Below are 18,602 nucleotides of genomic sequence, written 5' to 3'. Positions count from 1 at the left end.
CCACACTCACCGCGCTGTGTCACATCAGGCACACTCGACGTGAGCAAGGAGGTGCCATGACGGAAGCGGGCTCGGCGCTGAGCCGCGACATGGTGGAGCAGACGACACGCCTGGTGGAGTTCCTGCGGGACCTGGCGCGCGCGGGCCGCGAGCCGGTGCCGGACGTGAACGCCCACCGCCTCGTGCTGTGGCTGTCCGACCTGCCGGAGAACGCGGTCGTGGACACCGCCGCGGAGGCGCGGGAGGTCGTGGCCACCTTCGCCCCCGTGCCCGCCCCCGCCGCGGGGGAGGAGGCGGCGGACCCGCGCACCGCGCCCGCCCGCCGCTGGTACGACGACCTCAGCACCGTCCACCGGCACCTGTCCCAGCAGGACGACCGGTTCGAGCTGGTCCTCGCCACGGGCCTGCTGACGTGGCAGCCGCCGGACGCCCCGGCCGTCCGCAACCACGTCCTGTCCACCCGCCTCGCCCTCGACGTGGACGAGCGCACGGGTGTGCTGCGCCTCTCCGTCGCCGGCGACACGGGCCTGCGGGTGCACGACCGCGACCTGCTCACCGGCCTGCCCGGGTTCGACGCCGCCCGCGCCGAGCCGGCCCTGGAGGCCGCGCGCGCCGTGGAGGGCGGCCCGCTGTCCGACGAGAACCACGCCCTGCTGGAGCAGTGGCGCGCCCTGGCGCTGCCGCAGTGCCGCCCCTACGACAAGGACTGGCAGCCGCAGGAGGTGGAGGGCACCCCCGCGTTGCGCTTCGCCCCGGCCCTCGTGCTGCGCCCCCGCGGCCGGGCGAGCCTCATCGGCTACTACGAGCGGATGCTGGCGGAGCTGTCCGGCCCCGACGCCGTCGCGCCGCTGGGCCTGGCGCAGCTGCTGCGGCCGCTGGAGCCGGAGCAGCGCCTGGACTGGCTGCGGGCCGAGGGCACCGGCACCACCCTCGCGGAGGACCCGTTGTTCCCGCTGCCCGCCAACCCCGAGCAGTCGACCGTCATGACCCGCCTGCGCCGCGACTCCGGGGTCGTGGTGCAGGGCCCGCCCGGGACGGGCAAGACCCACACCATCGCCAACCTGATCTCCGCGCTCGTCGCGGAGGGCCAGCGGGTGCTGGTCACCAGCCAGAAGGCGCAGGCCCTGGCGGTGCTGCGGGACAAGGTGCCCGTGGGGGTGCGGCAGCTCTGCGTGTCCACCGCCGACCAGGGCCGGGGCGGCTCTGCGGAGCTGTCCCGCAGCGTCAACGCCCTCGTGGAGCGGCACGCCGCCTTCGACCGGGAGCGCTACGAGCGGCAGATCGCCTCCCTCACCGAGGAGCGCGACGCCGCGAAGGTCAAGGCCGACAACCTCACCGACATCGTCCGCGCCCTGCGGGAGGCGGAGACCCACGAGCACCCCGAGGTCGCCCCCGGCTACTCCGGAACCCTCTCCGCGATCGCGACGCTGCTGCGGGAGCGCCGTGACCGCCTCGGCTGGATGCCCACCCCCCTGCCCCAGGACGCACCCCCCGCCCTGCCCGTGCCGCCCGCCCGGATCGGGGAGCTCGTCGGGCTGCTCGCCACCGCCACCCCGGAACGCCGCGCCCGCGGCGGGCAGTTCATCCCGCGCGGGGACGCCTTCCTGCCGCCGGAGACGTTCGCGGAGCTCGTGGCCGCGGAGGAGGCCGCGGTCGCCGCCGCCCGCGCCGCCCGCACCGACCTCGTCGTCACCCTCGAAGGGCTCGGCGAGGAGGCCCTCGGCCGGCTGCGGGCCCCGGTGGACCGCATCCGCGCCGGGCTGGCCACCGCGCGCGGCGACGCGGCGGACTGGCGCCGCCGGTTCCTCGCCGACGCCCTCGCGGAGCACGACGCGCTGCAGTGGCGGCAGGTCGCCGACGTCGCCGCCCGCGCCGAGCACGCCGAGACGACGCTGCGCTCCCTGGGCCTGCACGAGGTGGAGCTGCCGCCGTTCGAGGCGGCCGGCCCGGGCAGCGCCAAGGGCCAGCTCGAGGCCGCCCGCGCCCTGCTGGAGCACTTCCGGGCCGGCGGCAGGCTCAAGGGGATGCTGAAGCCCGCCGTGCAGCGCCAGGCCGAACCCCTCCTGGAGCGCGCCACCGTCGACGGCCTGCCGCCCACCACCGCCGAGCTCCTCGCCCAGGTCGTGGCCCGCCTGGAGGTGGAGGTGACGGTCGCGGCCCTGGTCCGGCGCTGGGCGCAGGCCGGGCTCGACGTGCCCGCCGACGCGCCGCTGACCCGCAAGGTGTCCCTGCTCGTCGGCGCCCACCGCGACCTCACCGCCCTGGACGAGGTGACCGGGGCGGTGGAGGCCGTCCGCCGGGAGCTGACCACCGCCGGCGCCGCGGTCCCCCTCACCACCGAGGAGGAGTGGACCGCCCTCGTCCGCGCGCTCGACGGGCTCACCGCCCAGCGCGAGGCCCGGGCCGCCACCACGGCCCTGGAGAACGCCGTGCTGGGGCTGCGGATCGTCGCCAACGTCGACCGCGCCGCCCCCGAGTGCCGCGATCTGCTCACCGCCGTCGTCTCCCGCGACCCCGCCGGGTACGCCGCCGCCGTCGGTGCGCTCTCCACCGCCCGCGTCGACGCCGAGCAGCAGACCCGCACCGAGGAGCTGTGGCAGGAGCTCAACGAGGCCCACCCCGGCCTCGCGCAGCTCGTGCAGGCCACCGCCGCCGACCCCGTGTGGCAGCAGCGCCTCGGGGACCTGCAGGACGCCTGGGCGTGGGCCGCCGCGCGCACCTTCTTCGACGCCCAGCGCGCCCCCGGCCTGGAGGTGCGCCTCGACGCGCGCCTCGGGGAGGCCGCCCGCGACGTCCGCGCCCTCACCGCCAAGCTCGCCGCCGCCAGGGCCTGGTACGCCTGCCTGACCCGGATGACCGCCGCGCAGGCGCAGGCGCTGCGCTCCTACCAGCAGAACATCCGCTCCCTGGAGACCGGCGCCAGCAGGTACAGCCACTACTACGCCCGCGGCGCCCGCGAGGCCATGAGCGAGGCCCGCGGCGCCGTCCCCGCCTGGATCATGCCGCTCGCCGACGTCCTGGAGATCGTGCCCCCCGACCGGAACTCTTTCGACGTCGTCATCATCGACGAGGCCAGCCTCGCCAGCATCGAGTCCCTGTTCCTGCTGTGGCTCGCGCCCCGCCTCGTCGTCGTCGGCGACGAGCGGCAGTGCGCCCCCTCCGGCGTCAGCTACGGCCAGCTCCAGCCCATCTTCGACAAGCTCGACACCTACCTGCCCGACGTCCCCCGGCACCTGCGGAACTCCCTCACCCCCCGCGACAGCCTCTTCAGCCTCCTCGCCACGAGGTTCGGCTCCGTCGTGAAACTCCGGGAGCACTTCCGCTGCATGCCCGAGATCATCGAGTGGTCCTCCCGGCAGTTCTACGCCGACTCCCCGCTCATCCCGCTGCGGCAGTACGGCAGCGACCGCCTCCCCCCGCTGCGCCTCACCCACGTCGAGGGCGCCACCACCGAGGGCACCGGCAGCCGTCTGCGCAACCCCGCCGAGGCCGCCGCCATCGCCGGGCAGGTCGCCGCCTGCCTCGCCGACCCCGCCTACACGGGCCGCACCTTCGGCGTCGTCGTCCTCCAGGGCGACGCCCAGGTCGAGCTCATCGAGGACGAGCTGCGCCGCCGCATCCCCCCCGACGTGTTCGAGCAGCGCAAGCTGCGCGTCGGCACCCCGCCGGACTTCCAGGGCGACGAGCGGCACGTCGTGATGCTGTCCATGGTCGCCGCCGAGAAGCGCTACGCCCTCTCCCGCGAGGAGGACCAGCGCCGCTTCAACGTCGCCGCCTCCCGCGCCCAGGACCAGATGTGGCTGTTCCACTCCGTCGCACCCGACCTCCTCTCCCCCCAGGACCTGCGCAGCTCCCTCCTCGGCTACCTCGCCCACCCCCCGGCCGTGCGCACCGCACCGGAACTGACCGATGTCCTCCCCGACGCCCGGCACGACGCGTTCGACTCCCTCTTCGAGCAGCGCGTCTACCTGCGCCTCCGCGAGCGCGGCTACCAGGTCACCCCCCGCTGGGAGGCCGGCGGCCGGCGCATCGACCTCGTCGTCACCGGTGCCAGGGGCCGCCTCGCCGTCCAGTGCGACGGCGAGCGCTGGCAGGCCTCCCGCGAGGACCGCCTCGAGGACCTCCGGCGCGAACAGGAACTCCGGCGCGCCGGGTGGCAGTTCTGGCGGGTGCGGGAGAGCGAGTTCGCCTACGACCCCGAGCAGGCGCTGTCGGGGTTGTGGGAGGTGCTGGAGCGGCGCGGGATCCGCCCGCACGAGGGCGTGGAGGCGGGGGAGGACGGGGAGTGGGTGCCCGTGGCCCTGTCGCACGAGGAGGAGGGGGAGGGGTGAGGGGAGGCCGGTGGCTGCCGGAAGGTAGCGCGGGAGGCTGCCGGAAGGGAGCGTAGGGAACACCCGGTCCCCGCGTGCTGCCGCTGTGGAGCGGGCCGTGCTACCGCGGCTCGTTCCCCGTCGTGCGGTGCTCCCGACCACCGCGACGGCCTGCGGTCAGCGCGAGGTCCGTCCCGATGGGAACCAGGTCACGTCCGACCGGGCGAGCTTCACCTCCGGGGAACGAGGGCATCCCTGCGCAACCCCGTCAGCCACCTCACCACCCGCTCCACCACCTCCTCCGGGTCTTCGTGCTCCCACACCCGTAGCACCGTCCACCCCAGCACCTCGAGCTGCCGCGTCACGTCCGCGTCCCGCGCCTGGTTCCACGCGATCTTCCTCGTCCACCACTCCCGGTTCGCCTTCGGCAGGTGCATGTGCTCCGGGCACCCGTGCCAGAAGCACCCGTCGACGTAGACGGCGAGGCGTGCGCGGGTGAAGGCGATGTCGATGGTGCGCCGCCGCTGCCCGGGCACCGGCCAGGCGACGCGGTAGCGCAGGCCGCGGGCGTGCAGCCGCCGGCGGATCGCCATCTCGGGTGCGTTGTCGCGCTTGCGGAGTCGGCTCATGCGCTGCGAGACGGCGGCCGTGGACGCGCCCGGGTGCGGGCCCGGGTCGCCGCCAGTGGTCACGCGGCACCGTCGCACACCGGTGGAGCCCTAGGGCATCGTCCTCCACAGAGCGCTGCCGACCCGCGTCCATAATCAGCCTTGCAGCGCAACCTTGATCATGATCGTCTTGTGCCCCGTCTCGTGAGCGCCGTCTGGTCCCCCGACCCGGCCGACGTCGCGGGTCTTCCACGGCGCCACCGCCAGCCATGCCGCTACGACGCCTTCGTCCCGGACCTCCTCGTCGGCCGGGAGGTGCTCCTGCCCGCCGACGTCGTGGCGGACGTCTCCGACGCCGAGCGCGCGGTGCAGCGCCTCAACACTTCAGATCTGCCCCACCGCGGCCACGAGGCGATCGCCCGGCTGCTGCTGAGCGCCGAGGCGGTGGTGTCCTCCCGCATCGAGGGCATGGAGATCGGTGGCCGCCGGCTGGCGCGCGCCGACGCCGCGCGCGTCGCGGACGGTTCCTCACCCGACGAGGGCGCCGCCGAGGTGCTCGGCACCATCGACGCCATGCGGGCGGCCGTCGATGACGTGGCCCGCCGGCCACGGGTGGGCGTCGACGGCATCCGCGACATCCACCGCGCCCTGCTGGTCGGGACCCGCGACGCCTCCTGGGCCGGTGAGGTGTGCGACCGGCAGAACTGGATCGGCGGCTCTCCCCCGCAAGCGGGCGGTACCCCCACCTACAACCCGTGCCGCGCCGACTTCGTGCCCCCACCCCCCGGCGAGGTCGCTGCGCTGCTGGAGGATTTCGCCGCGTACCTCGAGCAGGACTGGCACCCCCCGCTCGTCCAGGCGGCCCTCGCCCACGCGCAGTTCGAGACCATCCACCCCTTCGCCGACGGCAACGGCCGCACCGGCCGGGCGCTGATCCACGTGGTGCTCACCCGCCGCGGCCTGAGTCCGCGGCACGTCCCCCCGGTCAGCCTGGTGCTCGCCACCCGCAGCCGGGACTACGTCGCCGGGCTCACCGCCTACCGCCGCGACGACACGGGTCTCGCGGAATGGGTCGCGACGTTCGCCACCGCCACCACCGAGGCCTGCGCACGCGTCGCCGGGCTGACCACCGGCCTGGTCGAGCTGGCGCAGCGGTGGCGGGGACGCGGTCGGACCCGTGCGCGCCGGATCGACCGTGGCGCACCTGCTCGACGAGGTGCTGCCGCAGACGCCGGTGCTGACCGTCGCCCACCTCGTGCGGCTGACCGGCCGCTCCACCCAGGCGGTCAACGAGGCCGTCGACCGCCTGGGAGCCGCCGGTGTCCTGCGGCAGACCACCGCGGGCCGGCGCAACCGCGCCTTCGAGGTCGACGGGCTCCTCGACCTGATCGCCGGGTTCGAGGGATCCCTGGCATCGCCTGCGGCGGACACGGCGGTCGAGCCACCCGCGCGCCCCGTGCCCCGCCGCGGCCGCTGACCTCGCCGCCCCCCGGCCGCAGCTCCTAGGCTGGGGACCAGGACGTCAGCCACGCACGGGGGAACCGCCATGACGGTGCCGCGAGCCGCACACCACCTGGGGCGGCTCCGCGCCCAGCAGGCCCCCGAACACCGGTGACCGGCTTCGCCCCGTCGGCCGTCCGCGCGGCGGCCACCGCCGACCGCCTCCTCGCGCAGGGCACGGAGATGCCCGAGGTCTTCCGCCACGTCGTCCTCCAACTGCTGGACGACTACACGACCGTTCGCGGAACACGCGGTACCGCTGCGGCGGCCGGGGTCTTCCGCGACGAGCCGCCGCACTCGGCGGACCGCCGGGTCGACGCGGCGCTCGCCGCGCTGGCCGAGCACCTCGCGAGGCAGGACGGCTGGGTCGTCCCGGCGTGGGCCGCGGACGAGAACCGGTACGCGGTGCCCTGGTGGTTCGTCACCCCGCTCACCGCCCTGCACCCGTACGTCCTGGTGTCGTCCCCGCTGTCCTTCCGCAAGCGCGGTGTCTTCATCGACCCCGACAGCCTGACGAGGGTGTGATCGCATGACCGGGAACTTCAGCGCCGACGAGCCCTTCACCCACGACGACATCCGGTACCTTCTGAGCGCCCTCGATGCGGAACTGGTGCGCCGTGGCCACCGGGCGGAGCTCTTCCTCGTCGGCGGGGCCGCCATCGCGCTCGCCTACGACACGCGCCGGGCCACGCGCGACCTCGACGCGGCGTTCGTCCCCACCGCCGTCGTCCGTGACGCGGCCCGGGCCGTCGCGGAGGCCGAGGGGATCACGGAGAACTGGCTCAACGACGGGGTCAAGGGTTTCCTGCCCGGTGACGACCCGGATGCCACGACGTACTAAGCGGATGCCGCGCTCAGCGTCGACGTGGGCAGCCCGCGGTACCTGCTCGCGATGAAACTCTTCGCCTCGCGCATCGACGCGGACACGGCGGACATCGCCCTGCTCTACCAGCACTTCGGCCTCACCACGGTCGAGGAGGGCCTGCAGATCGTCCAGGACGCCTACCCGTCCCGCCCGATCGCGGTGAAGACCCAGTACGTCTTCGCGGCGGTGGTGGAGTCCCTCTCGCAGGAGGAGGCGGGTGGCCCGCCGAGGCAGGAGCAGGCGGAACCGGTGGGGCCGGCAGGCGCGCCACCCGCACCCGACCGGGACTTCCAGGCCCGGCGGCGCCTGGGGCGACGGCCCGGCGGCCGGGAGGGCCGGCAGCTCTGACCTGGTCAGGGCAGCGGTAGACGCGTCACACCTCCCGCCCCACCACCCACGCCCGCAGCGCCTCCGCGTCCAGCGGCCGCGAGTACAGATACCCCTGCGCCACGTCGCACCCCAGCTCCCGCAGCGCGTCCCGCTGCTCGGCGGTCTCCACGCCCTCCGCGACGGACCGGATCCCCTTGGCGCGGGCGAGCTGCACGCAGGTCGCGACGATCGCGCCGTCGCCCTCGCCGGGCCCGAGGTCGTTGACGAAGGAGCGGTCGATCTTCAGCTCGTCGACGGGGAACCGCTGGAGGTAGGTGAGGCTGGCCCAGCCGGTGCCGAAGTCGTCGACGGCGATGCCGATACCTAGTTCCTTCAGTGCGGCGAGCGCGTCGGCGGCCGCGTCGGGGTCGTTGACGAGAGCGGTCTCGGTGACCTCGAGGACGAGCAGGTGCGGGTCGAGGCCGTGCCGGGCGAGGGTCGCGGTGACGGTGTCGAGCAGTCCGGGGTCGGTGAGCTGGCGGGCGGAGAGGTTGACGGACATCTCCACGACGGGCATGCCGGGGTCGCGCGCCCACCGGGCGGCCTGCTCGACGGCGGCGTCGAGCACCCAGGTGCCGAGCTCGCGCACGAGGCCGGACTGCTCGGCGAGGTCGATGAACGCGCCCGGGGGGAGCAGGCCGCGGGTGGGGTGCTGCCAGCGCACGAGGGCCTCGACGCCGCAGAGGGAGTCGTCGGCGAGGCGCACGAGGGGCTGGTGGTGGAGGCGCAGTTCCCCGGCGGCGATGCCGCGGCGCAGTTCGCCGAGGAGGCGGAGGCGGTCGACGCCGGCGTCGCTGCGGGCGGGGTCGTGGACCTCGACGCGGTTGCGGCCGCGGGCCTTGGCGCGCTGCACGGCCGCGTCGGCGTCGCGCAGGACGCGTTCCGCGGGCCCCGGTGCGGACCCCGACGTGGGCACCGGCCCGGGCGCGGGCACCGACCCCGACGCGGGCACCGGCCCGGGTGCCGCCACGGCGACGCCGATGCTGGCGGAGGTGACGAGCTCCAGCCCGGCGACGACGACGGGGGCGCTGAGCACCTCCAGGAGGCGGTCGGCGAGGGAGCGCGCGGCGTCGGCGTCGGCGCAGCGGTCGACGACGGCGAACTCGTCGGCGGACAGCCGGGCGACGGTGGCGCCGTCGCGGGTGGTGTCACGGATCCGCCGGGCGACGGTGAGGAGCAGTTCGTCGCCGGCGTCCCGGCCGAGGCTCTCGTTGACGGCGTGGAAGTGGTCGAGGTCCACCACGAGGACGGCGACGGGCCCGGTGGCGGAACCCAGGGCGTCGGTGAGCCGGGCGACGGCACCGGCCCGGTTGGGCAGCCCGGTGAGGGGGTCCTGCACCGCGGCGGCGGCGCGGCGGTCCTCGGACTCCTCCAGGCGGTGCAGGGCCTCGATGAGCTCCTGCTCGTGGGCGCGGCGCTCGGGTGCGCTGAACACGACGAGCCGCAGTTCGGCGTCCGCCCCGTCGCGGCCCGGGACGCGGGTGGCGCTGACGAGCGCCGGGCGCCGGGTGCGGTCGGCGGCGACGATCTCGACGACCACCTCGCTGACGCTGCCGGCGCCGGCGAGCCGGGGGGCGCTGTGGGTGGACCACAGGATGCGGTCACCGACGGGCAGGAGCCGGGTGAACGCGGTCCCCAGCAGGTTCCCGCGGCGGTGCCCGGTCCAGGTGAGGAAGGTGTCGTTGACGCGGGTGATGCGCCCGTCGTCGGTGGCGGTGAGGTACCCGCAGGGGGCGTGCTGGAACAGCTCCTCGAAACCGCCGGGGGCGTCCGCGGGGGCCGGGGGAGCGCTGGGGGAGAGCGCCGTCACGGGCGCACGGGCAGGTTCGCGAGGATCGCGGCCGCGGTCTCGTCGGGCGCGCTGACGTGGGGGCAGTGCCCGACGGCCTGCAGGGGCACGAGCGTGGCGTGCGGGAGCCGGGCGACGACCTCGCGGACGGCGGTGTCGGGGGCGAGGGCGTCGTCGCGGCACTGCAGCACGACGGTGGGGTTGGTGACGCGGGGGAGCAGGTCGCGGGAGTCGGACAGGAAGGTGGCGCGCGCGAAGTCGCGGGCGGTGCCGGGGTGCAGCTGCCGCATGGACTCGGTGAACTCGGCGCCGAGCTCGGGGCGGTCGGCGTTCCCCATGATCATCGGCGCGGTGCTGGCGGTCCAGGCCAGGTAGTTGTGGTCCAGCGACGCCAGCACCTCCGCGACGTCCTCCGCGGAGAACCCGCCGTCGTAGCCGTCCGCGGGGTCGTCGGTGTAGCACGCGGAGGGGGCGAGCATGACGAGCTGCCGGAAGCGCTCCGGGGCGCGCAGGGCCGCCCGCGCGGCGATCATGGAGCTGACGCTGTGCCCGACGACGACCACGTCGCGCAGGTCGAACTCCTCGCAGAGCGCCACGAGGTCGGCCGCGTAGCCGTCGAGGGTGGAGTACCGCTCCCGGTCGTACGTGCCGGCGTCGAAGCCCCCGGCACCGGCCTGGTCGAACAGGACGACGCGGTGCCCGGCGGTGAGGGCGGGCAGCATCCGCCGCCACGCGTGCTGGTCGGAGCCGAAACCGTGCACGAGCAGGACGACGGGTCCGTCGGGGCGGCCGGCCTCGTGCACGTTGTGGCGCGCGGCGGCGGGCCCGGTGGTCACGGTGCTGGACACGGTGCGGATCCTCCGGAGACGTGACGGGAGCCGGCCGTGGTCCGGTCAGCCCTCGTGGTGTCGGCGCAGCGGCGCCCGACCTTGAGCGTGCTTCCCGGTGGGCCGCGAGCGGGAGCCGGCCCTCAGGCGTGCTGCGCCGTCCACGCCGCGTGCAGCCGCGCGTACGCCCCACCGGCCCGCGCCAGCTCCGCCGCCGGCCCGACCTCCACGACGCGCCCGCCGTCGACGACCACCACGGTGTCCGCGGCCTCCGCGGTGGACAGCCGGTGCGCGATGGCCACGGACGTGCGCCCGCTGAGCACCCCCTCCAGGGCCCGCTGGAGCCGGACCTCGGTGGCGGGGTCGACGGAGGAGGTGGCCTCGTCCAGCACCAGCAGGTCGGGGTCGGCGAGGTGCGCCCGCGCGAGGGCGACGAGCTGGCGCTCCCCGGCGGAGAGCCGCTCCCCGCGCTGCCCGACGGGGGTGTCGAGCCCGTCGGGCAGCCCGTCCAGCCAGTCGCCCAGACCGAGCTCCCGGAACGCCGCCCGCACGTCGTCCTCGGTGGAACCGGGCCGGCCGCGGCGGACGTTCTCCCCGACGGTGGCGTCGAAGAGGAAACCCTCCTGCGGGACGGCGACGACGCGCCGGTGCAGCTCGCGGCCGGGCAGGTCGCGGGCGTCGACCCCGGACAGCAGCACCCGCCCCTGCACGGGGTCGACGAGCCGGGTCACCAGCCGGGCGAGGGTGGTCTTGCCGGAGCCGGTCTCCCCGACGACGGCGGTGCGCGACCCCGCGGGCAGGTGCAGGCTCACGCCGGTCAGCACGGCCCGCTCGGTGCCGGGGTAGGTGTAGGCGACGTCCTCGACCCGCACGTCCACCGGCCCCGGCGGCAGCTCCCGCACCTTGCCCGCGGCCGGTTCGGGCACGACGACGGGGGTGTCGATGAGCTCGACGACGCGCCGCCAGCCGGCGAGGGCGTTCTGCAGCTCGTTGAGGACCTCGGCGGTCGCCTGCACGGGCCCGACCCACAGCTGCGCGAGGAACAGGAACGCCAGCAGCCGCCCGAGGGTGATGTCCCCGTCGACCCCGAGGAGCGTGCCGACCACCAGCACGAGGGCGATGACGAGACCGGAGACGAACACCCCGGTGGAGAACGTCGCCGCGGTCGCGACCTGCGCCTTCACGGCCTGCTTGCGGTGACCCTCGACGGCGGCGTCCACGGCCCGCCAGGAGCGTGCCGAGGCGGCGTGCGCGCGGATGACGTCGGCGCCCACCACGGTCTCGGAGACCGCCGAGAGCATCTCGCCCATCCGCACCCGCACCGCGGCGTAGGCGCGGGCCACGGGCCGCTGCAGGCGGTTGCGGACCAGGACCAGCGGCACGAAGCAGCCGATCACCACCAGCGCCAGCTGCCAGGAGTAGAAGAACATCAGCCCCGTCGCCAGCACCACCTGCCCGAGGGACAGGACCAGCACGAGCATCCCGGTCTGCAGGAACGTGGAGATGGTGTCGACGTCGCTGGTGACGCGGCTGACCAGGGCGCCGCGCCGCTCCCCGCTCTGGGTCAGCACGGCGAGGTCGTGGACGTGGCGGAACGCGCGCACGCGCAGGCTCGACAGCCCCGCCTCGGTGGCGCGGAACAGCCGCACGTTCACCACCCACGCGGTGACGGTGGTGAGCAGCACCACGGCCGCGGCGAGGGCGCAGAGCAGCACGACCCGCCCGAGGTCGGGGCCGCCGGGGGCGAGGACACCGGTGTCGACGGTCTGCTGCACGGCGACCGGCACGACGAGCTTGCCGACGGTCGTGGCCGCCGCGATGGCCAGGGTGGTGCCGAGGCCGACGGCGAACTCGGGGGCCAGCTCGCGGGCGCGGCGCAGCACGCCCTCGCGGCCGGGCTCCTCCGCGGTGGTCGCGCTCACGCCATCCCCGTCCTGTCCGCGGCCCCGTCGGCGCGGGCCGTCGCCTCGTCGGCCCGGTCCCGCGCCGCCCGCGCGTAGGCGGTGACCAGGTCCCGGTAGCCGGCGTCGCGCGCGGCGACCTCCTCGGCGGGCCCGGAGTCCACGACCCGCCCCCGCTCCAGGTGCACCACCTCGTCGGCCAGCGCGATCGTCGCCGGCCGGTACGCGACGACCACGACGGTGGTGCCGGCGCCGGAGGCGGCGAGGCCGTCGAGCACGGCCCGCTCCACGGCCGGGTCCAGGGCGCTCGTGGCGTCGTCGAGCACCAGCAGCCGCGGGCGCCGCACGAGGGCGCGGGCCAGGGCCAGGCGCTGGCGCTGGCCGCCGGAGAGGGTGGAGCCGCGCTCGCCGACCAGCTCGTCCAGGCCGTCCGGCAGGGCCCGGACGAACTCCTCGGCGCGCGCCAGCCGCAGCGCCTCCCAGATGTCGGCGTCGGACACGCGGCGCTCCGGGGGGACGTCGTCGGCGTCGAGGCCGAGGGCGATGTTGCCGCGCACGGTGTCGTCGAAGACGAACGTCGACTGCGGCACCAGGGCCGCCGCGCCGGCGACCTGGCCCTCGGCGAGCTCGCGCACGTCCACCCCGTCGAGCAGCACCGCGCCGGACGTGGGGTCGACCAGGCGCACCAGCAGGCCGGCCAGGGTGGACTTGCCGGAGCCGGTGCCGCCCACGACGGCGACGGTGGAGCCGGCCGCGACGTCGAGGGTGACGTCCGCCAGCGCGGGCACCGGTGTCGATCGGCGGCGCGGCGCGGGCGGGGTGTCGCGGTGCGCGGGCTGCCCGGGGAGGCGGGGCAGGTCGGGCCGCCCGGCGAGGGGGTCGGTGGCGGGGGCGGGGTGGCGGTAGCCGAGTCCGCTCGCCGCGACGGGCACCGGTCCCGCGTCCGGGCCCCCGCGCAGCAGGTGCTCCCCCCACGGGATCGCCGCGCTCTCGTGCAGCACCGCCTGCACCCGCGCGTCCCCGGCGACGGTGCGCGGCAGTTCCGACAGCAGCCACCCGAAGGAGCGCACCGGGAAGGCGAGCAGGCCCAGCAGGTACGCGATCTGCACGAGGTCGCCGACGCCGACCGCCCCGCCGGCCGCGCGGGCGGTGCCGACGGCGAGCACGGCGAGGGTGCCGAGGGCGGGCAGCGCCTCGATGACCGGCTCGAACGCGCCGCGGGTGCGCCCGGCCGCGACGTTCGCCGCCCGCAGCCGGTCGGCGTCGCGGGCGAAGCGCTCGACCTCCTCGTCGGCCAGGCCCAGGGTCTTCACCACGAGGGCGCCCTCGAAGCTCTCGTGCGCGGTGGCGGAGACCTCCCCGCGCAGCTGCTGCACGCGCGTCACCCGCGGGGACATGCGCCGCTGGTAGACGACGTTCGCGGCGAGCAGCGCCGGGATGACGAGCAGGCCGACGGCGGCCAGCACCGGGTCGGCCGCGGCCATCGCCACCCCGGCGACGGCGATGAGGACGACGACGCCGAGGGCGAACGGCAGGACGAACATCGCCTGCCAGGTGGCCTCCACGTCGGAGCCGGCCGTCGCCAGCAGGCGCCCGGCGGGGTGGGCGTGGTGCCAGGCCAGCGGCAGCTCCAGGTAGCGGCGCGCCAGGAGGCGGCGGTAGCGGGCCTGCAGGGCGAAGGTGACGGCCCCGGCCCAGATGCGCCGCACGAGGATCCCGGCGACGGTGACGACGGTGACGGCCATCAGCGCGGCCCCGGCCAGCCAGACGTCGCCCGTGCCGACGGGGGCCGAGCCGGTGACGGCCGGGACGACGACCCGGTCGGTCACCCGCCCCACGAGCCAGCCGCCGGCGGCGGTGCCCGCGCCGTAGACCACCGACCCGACGATCGCGAGGGCGAACAGCCGCCGCTCCTCCAGGGCGCCGCGGGCGAGGGTGCGCATGCCGCTGACGAAGGTGCCGCTCACTGGACGAAGCCTCGCACGGCTCCGCCCGCACCGCCGGACGGTGTGTGGCACACCTCCCGCCACGATGCACACACTCTTAAAATGTTAGAGTGATTACGTGGAGCGACTCGACCTGGACCGTGCTCTGGCGGCACCGGAGGACGAGGTGGGGCGCGCACTGGGCGTGCTGCCGGAGGACCAGTGGTTCGAGCGCAAGAGCGCCCGCGTCAGCCCGGCGAAGCTGGGCCAGGCGATCGTCGCCTTCGCGAACGCCGAGGGCGGCACGATCGTCGTCGGCATCCACGACGGCCGGGTCGAGGGCACGGACGCCGATCCACGCCACCGCAACGAGCTGCAGCAGGTCCACGTGCAGCACGTCCAGCCCCCCGCGCGCGTCCACGCGCGCCTGGTGCCGTGCCGCACCGACAGCGGACGAGGCGACCACCTCCTCGTCCTGGACGTCAGCCCCGGCGACGACGTGCACGCCACCACGCGGGACGACGTCTACCTCCGGCTCGGGGACGAGACCCGGCGCCTCACCTACGTGCAGCGGCGGGAGCTGTTCTTCGACCGGCGGCAGGCGGGTTTCGAGTCCGGGCTCACCCCCGCCGCCCTCGACGACGCGGACGCGGTCGACCACGAGGCCGCGACGGACTACGCCGCCCACATCGGGCACCCGCAGTGGCCCGGTCTGCTCGCGGCGCGCGGACTGGCGCGGGACAGACGCCTCACGATCGCCGGGCTCCTGCTCTTCGGGCGGCACCCCGAGAGCGAGCTCCCGAACGCCCACGTCCGGGTCACGCGCTTCGCCGGGCGCGAGCGCGGGACCGGGACGCGTCAGCAGGTGCTCTCGGACCGGCGGTTCGAAGGAGCCCTGCCGCGAATCCTGGCCGGGGTCCCCGAGCACGTCCGGCAGGTGCAGCCGCGCCGGCGGGCCCTCGGCAGGGGCGGGCGCTTCGAGGACGTCCCCGCGGTGCCGGAGGGCGCCTGGCTGGAGGGGATCGTGAACGCCGTCGTCCACCGCTCCTACAGCCTGCAGAGCGACCACGTCCACGTCGACGTCTTCGACAACCGCATCGAGATCGACAGCCCCGGGCGCTTCCCCGGGTTGTCCGACGTGCGGGACCCGCTGTCCGTCCACCGCTTCGCGCGCAACCCCCGCATCGCACGTGTCTGCGCGGACCTGGACTTCGGCCAGGAGTTCGGTGAGGGGATCCGCCGGATGTTCGACGAGATGCGGCTCGCCGGCCTGCAACCACCCCTGTACCAGCAGACCGAGGGCAGTGTCCGGCTGACGCTGAGCACCGACGCCGGCGGGCGTCCCGCCGACGAACGGCTGCCGGAGGAGACCCGTGTGGTCGTCGCCGCGCTCCGGGAGGCCGGGCGCCTCGGGACCCGCGACCTGGCCGAGGTGATGGGACGCACGAGACCGACCGCGATCAGGAAGCTCGCACGGATGCGCGAGCAGGGGGTCGTCCGGTGGAACGGTCAGTCCCCGCGCGACCCGCAGGCCTACTGGGACCTCCCGGGGTAGCGGCGACCGGGGCGGGACGCCACCGTGCGGGCCCGCCCCCTCAGCCCTCCTTCACCAGCCACGCGCTGAGGTACCGCTGCCTGCCCTGCTCCAGGCCCGTGTAGTTCTGCGTCCCCTCGATCCCCGCGAACGGCCGCAGCGCGGGGTGCAGGGAGCGCGGGAACCAGGCGCGGATCAGGCCCAGCTTGCGGTCGCTGTCCGTGCGCATCGCCCGCAGCACCTCGGCGGTGATGTCGCGCTCCTCGCGCAGCACCAGCCCGGAGTCGCGGAACTGCGCGCGCAGGGCGTCCAGGTCGCGGGTGGGGCGCAGGTCTGCCCAGTAGAGGTCGCCACCGGGGCGCAGCACCCGCCGCACCTCGGTGAGGAAGGCGGGCACGGAGCCGTAGCAGTGGGAGGACTCGACGTTCACGACGGCGTCGAAGGTCGCGTCGGGGAACGGCAGGGCCTGCGCGTCGCCCTGCACGAACCTCAGGCCGGGCCCGCGGCGGTGCCGGGTGCAGAGGGCGACGGCGCCGGCGGAGAAGTCGACACCGGTCATCGTCCGCGTGCCCCGGTAGCGGCTGAGGTAGGAGGAACCGCCGCCGCGGCCGGAGCCGACCTCCAGGACGTCGCGGCCCGCCACGTCCCCGGCGACGGTGTGCTCGTAGAGCTGGATGCAGAGGCGGTCCACCTCGTCCGCCGCCTCCAGCGCCAGGTCCCCGCCGCCGGCCGGGGCGTAGCCGTAGTTCATGAACGCCCACTCGGGCCGCCGCACCCGCCTGGTCAGCAGTTCGTACGCCGTCCGCCAGAGCAGCCGCCGCGCGCTCACCACACGACCTCCGCCCACACCGACTTCCCGTCCCCCTCCATCGCCACGCCCCACTCCTGCGCGAGCGCGCCCACGATCGCCAGCCCCCGCCCGCCGGTGGCACCGGGTGCGGCCTCGCGCGCCGTGGGCCGCCGGGTGGAGGTGTCCTGCACGGAGATCAGCAGCCGTTTGCCGTCGCGGTCGTAGCGCAGCCCGACGCTCGCGTCGCCGTCGGTGTGGACCAGGGCGTTGGTGACGAGCTCGGTGAGGACCAGCTCCGCGGTGTCGGACAGCGGGTCCCCGCCCCAGGCGCGCAGGGCGGTGCGCAGGAAGGCGCGCGCGTCGGCGACGGAGCGCAGGTCGGCGGGCAGGGGGAGGGTGGCCTCGTCGCGCTCGGCGACGGGGCCGGCGTACTCCAGCACGAGCATCGCGGCGTCGTCGTCGAGGCGGTGGGGGATGCTCGCCATGATGGCGGTGGCCAGGTCCTCGCAGGTGAGGTCCGCACCGTCGGACAGGCTGCGCCGCAACGCCTCGGTGCCGGAGTCGAGCTGGTCGGCCACGGACTCCACGACACCGTCGGTGTAGAGGACGACGCGGCCGCGGCCGTGCAGCCGCCCGGCGGACTGCTCGAAGACGACGCCCTCGACGACCCCCAGCGGCGGGCCGGGCTCGGCGTGCAGCTCGCGCAGGCCCCGCTCGTCCCGGGCCAGGGGCAGGGGGTGCCCGGCGGTGGCGACGGTGACGTCGCCGGTGTCCTGGTCGAGCTGCACGAGGCAGCAGGTGGCGAACAGCTCGTCCCCGAGGGCGACGAGGAGCCGGTTGGTGCGCTCCAGGACGGCGGCGGGCCCGTGCCCCTCGGTGACGTAGGCGCGCACGGCGGTGCGCAGCTGCCCCATGAGGCCGGCGGCGGTGGTGGAGTGGCCCTGCACGTCGCCGATGACGAACACGACGGCGCCGTCGGTCTCGATGGCGTCGTACCAGTCGCCGCCGACCTCCGCGCCGACGACCGCCGGCTGGTACCGCACCGCCACGTCGACCCGCTCCAGGCTGGGCAGCGAGCGGGGCAGCAGGCCGCGCTGGAGGGTGCGGGCGAGCTCGGTGAGGGCGTTGACGGAGGAGGCCAGGTCGACGCGGGCGGCGCGCTCGGCGTCGAGGAGCTTGGCGCGCTCCACGGCCAGGGTGACCTGGGCGACGACCCCGCCGAAGAGGGCGATGTCGTCGTTGGTGCGGGGCCTGGCCTCGGTCCAGTTCACGTTGAGGACACCGAGCAGGCGCCGGTCGGGGGTCAGCATGGGCACGGCGAGGCCGGAGGAGACGGAACCCGGCTCGAGGCCGCCCAGCCCGGCGTAGCGGCCGGCGTCCTGCCGGCTGAACGTCACGGCGCGGCGGGTGTGCGCGGCCTCCCCGACGGGCGTGGCGGCGTCGACGGGCACCACCCCGAGGCGCGCCTGCACGGCCGGCGGCAGGGGCGGGTGGCCGGTCCCGACGAGGACGCCGTGCGCGGGGTCGTGCAGGTACAGGGCGGCGGAGTCGCAGCCCAAGGCCTCCACGATGGCGGCGGGGACGCGGGCGGTGATGTCGGCGGTGGTGGCGCTGGTGGAGAGCAGGGCGGTGATCCGCTGGAGCAGCGCGATGCGGCCGGCGGTGCCGCTGGCGGCGGCCTCGCGGTCCTCGGCCCGCTCGCGGGCGGTGCGCTCGGCGGTGGAGAGCAGGGCGTGGGTGACGGCGATGCCCGCGGTGGTGGCGGCGGCCCCGGCGGCCCGCTCCGCGCCGGGCGGCAGCGCCGCGCCGGGGGAGGCGGTGAGCCACAGGGTCGCGACCTGCCGGGAGTCGGCGTGCACGGGCACGCCCAGGCGGGCCCCGGGCGCCTGCGGCAGGTCCCCGGGCGCCCCCGGCAGGTCCCCGGCCTGCACGAGGACCTCCTCGTGCCCGGTGGGGCCGGGGGCGGACAGCGCGCCGTGCGCGGCGCCGGTGAGGGCGGTGACCGCTGCGACGACGGAGTCCAGGACGCCGCACAGGTCCACGCCGTGCCGCGCGGTCAGCTCGCACAGCGCGTGGAGCGTGTGCTGCTCGACCCGTCGCTCCATCCCTGGCACGGTACCCACCGAGCGCGGCGGCGGTGGCACGTTCACCGATCGTTGACCTGGACGTCGCGCGAACCGCAGA

General features: G+C 75.8%; 13 protein-coding genes. 6 read left to right on the top strand and 7 right to left on the bottom strand.

All coding sequences use genetic code 11. The annotated features are described in order from the left end of the window. The first annotated feature begins 56 nt into the window (after nucleotides 1-56). Nucleotides 57-4,331: an AAA domain-containing protein gene (locus ACYQBY_RS07750; protein ID WP_459643279.1), complete on the top strand. Its 4,275-nt coding sequence runs from the start codon at nucleotides 57-59 to the stop codon at nucleotides 4,329-4,331. Between the two features lie 209 nt (nucleotides 4,332-4,540). On the opposite strand, the gene ACYQBY_RS07745 is transcribed toward ACYQBY_RS07750, so the two are convergent. Further along, nucleotides 4,541-5,002 carry a very short patch repair endonuclease gene (locus tag ACYQBY_RS07745; protein WP_459643278.1) on the bottom strand — a complete coding sequence of 154 codons (462 nt, stop codon included), beginning with the start codon at nucleotides 5,000-5,002 and terminating at the stop codon, nucleotides 4,541-4,543. Between the two features lie 108 nt (nucleotides 5,003-5,110). Between ACYQBY_RS07745 and ACYQBY_RS07740 the strand changes: the two genes are divergently transcribed. The 4 genes from ACYQBY_RS07740 to ACYQBY_RS07725 all read left to right on the top strand — a co-directional run bounded on the left by ACYQBY_RS07740 (nucleotide 5,111) and on the right by ACYQBY_RS07725 (nucleotide 7,631). Next, complete coding sequence (locus ACYQBY_RS07740; protein WP_459643277.1) at nucleotides 5,111-6,424, top strand: Fic family protein; 1,314 nt, start codon at nucleotides 5,111-5,113, stop codon at nucleotides 6,422-6,424. Between the two features lie 105 nt (nucleotides 6,425-6,529). After that, a complete protein-coding gene (locus ACYQBY_RS07735; protein ID WP_459643276.1) occupies nucleotides 6,530-6,943 on the top strand; it encodes a hypothetical protein in 414 nt (137 codons plus the stop codon). A gap of 4 nt (nucleotides 6,944-6,947) precedes the next feature. Further along, a complete protein-coding gene (locus tag ACYQBY_RS07730) occupies nucleotides 6,948-7,259 on the top strand; it encodes a nucleotidyl transferase AbiEii/AbiGii toxin family protein (protein ID WP_459643275.1) in 312 nt (103 codons plus the stop codon). Between the two features lie 24 nt (nucleotides 7,260-7,283). Continuing rightward, nucleotides 7,284-7,631 carry a hypothetical protein gene (locus ACYQBY_RS07725; protein WP_459643274.1) on the top strand — a complete coding sequence of 116 codons (348 nt, stop codon included), beginning with the start codon at nucleotides 7,284-7,286 and terminating at the stop codon, nucleotides 7,629-7,631. A 25-nt stretch (nucleotides 7,632-7,656) separates the two neighbouring features. Here the strand turns inward: ACYQBY_RS07725 and ACYQBY_RS07720 are convergent, their stop codons facing one another. The 4 genes from ACYQBY_RS07720 to ACYQBY_RS07705 all read right to left on the bottom strand — a co-directional run bounded on the left by ACYQBY_RS07720 (nucleotide 7,657) and on the right by ACYQBY_RS07705 (nucleotide 14,136). Beyond that, entirely contained in the window at nucleotides 7,657-9,462 is a 1,806-nt protein-coding gene (locus tag ACYQBY_RS07720; protein ID WP_459643273.1) for a putative bifunctional diguanylate cyclase/phosphodiesterase, read from the bottom strand. Further along, nucleotides 9,459-10,289: an alpha/beta fold hydrolase gene (locus ACYQBY_RS07715; protein WP_459643272.1), complete on the bottom strand. Its 831-nt coding sequence runs from the start codon at nucleotides 10,287-10,289 to the stop codon at nucleotides 9,459-9,461. The genes ACYQBY_RS07720 and ACYQBY_RS07715 overlap by 4 nt, the downstream gene beginning before the upstream one ends. A gap of 122 nt (nucleotides 10,290-10,411) precedes the next feature. Continuing rightward, nucleotides 10,412-12,190, bottom strand: coding sequence for an ABC transporter ATP-binding protein (locus ACYQBY_RS07710; RefSeq protein ID WP_459643271.1), 1,779 nt, complete (start codon nucleotides 12,188-12,190; stop codon nucleotides 10,412-10,414). Further along, complete coding sequence (locus ACYQBY_RS07705; protein WP_459643270.1) at nucleotides 12,187-14,136, bottom strand: ABC transporter ATP-binding protein; 1,950 nt, start codon at nucleotides 14,134-14,136, stop codon at nucleotides 12,187-12,189. The genes ACYQBY_RS07710 and ACYQBY_RS07705 overlap by 4 nt, the downstream gene beginning before the upstream one ends. 97 nt (nucleotides 14,137-14,233) lie before the next feature. On the opposite strand from ACYQBY_RS07705, the gene ACYQBY_RS07700 reads away from it, so the two are divergent. After that, nucleotides 14,234-15,649, top strand: a complete 1,416-nt coding sequence (locus tag ACYQBY_RS07700; protein ID WP_459643269.1) for an ATP-binding protein — start codon at nucleotides 14,234-14,236, stop codon at nucleotides 15,647-15,649. Between the two features lie 40 nt (nucleotides 15,650-15,689). Here ACYQBY_RS07700 and ACYQBY_RS07695 read toward each other — a convergent pair whose 3' ends face one another. Together ACYQBY_RS07695 and ACYQBY_RS07690 are read right to left on the bottom strand one after the other, a co-directional pair. Beyond that, nucleotides 15,690-16,457 carry a class I SAM-dependent methyltransferase gene (locus tag ACYQBY_RS07695; protein WP_459643268.1) on the bottom strand — a complete coding sequence of 256 codons (768 nt, stop codon included), beginning with the start codon at nucleotides 16,455-16,457 and terminating at the stop codon, nucleotides 15,690-15,692. Then, entirely contained in the window at nucleotides 16,454-18,523 is a 2,070-nt protein-coding gene (locus ACYQBY_RS07690) for an ATP-binding SpoIIE family protein phosphatase (protein ID WP_459643267.1), read from the bottom strand. The genes ACYQBY_RS07695 and ACYQBY_RS07690 overlap by 4 nt, the downstream gene beginning before the upstream one ends. Nucleotides 18,524-18,602: the final 79 nt, after the last annotated feature.

The sequence above is a fragment of the Kineococcus anabasis genome, from assembly GCF_054590795.1.
Note: the sequence above shows the minus strand (reverse complement) of the source record. Positions and strands in the feature narration are given on the sequence as shown.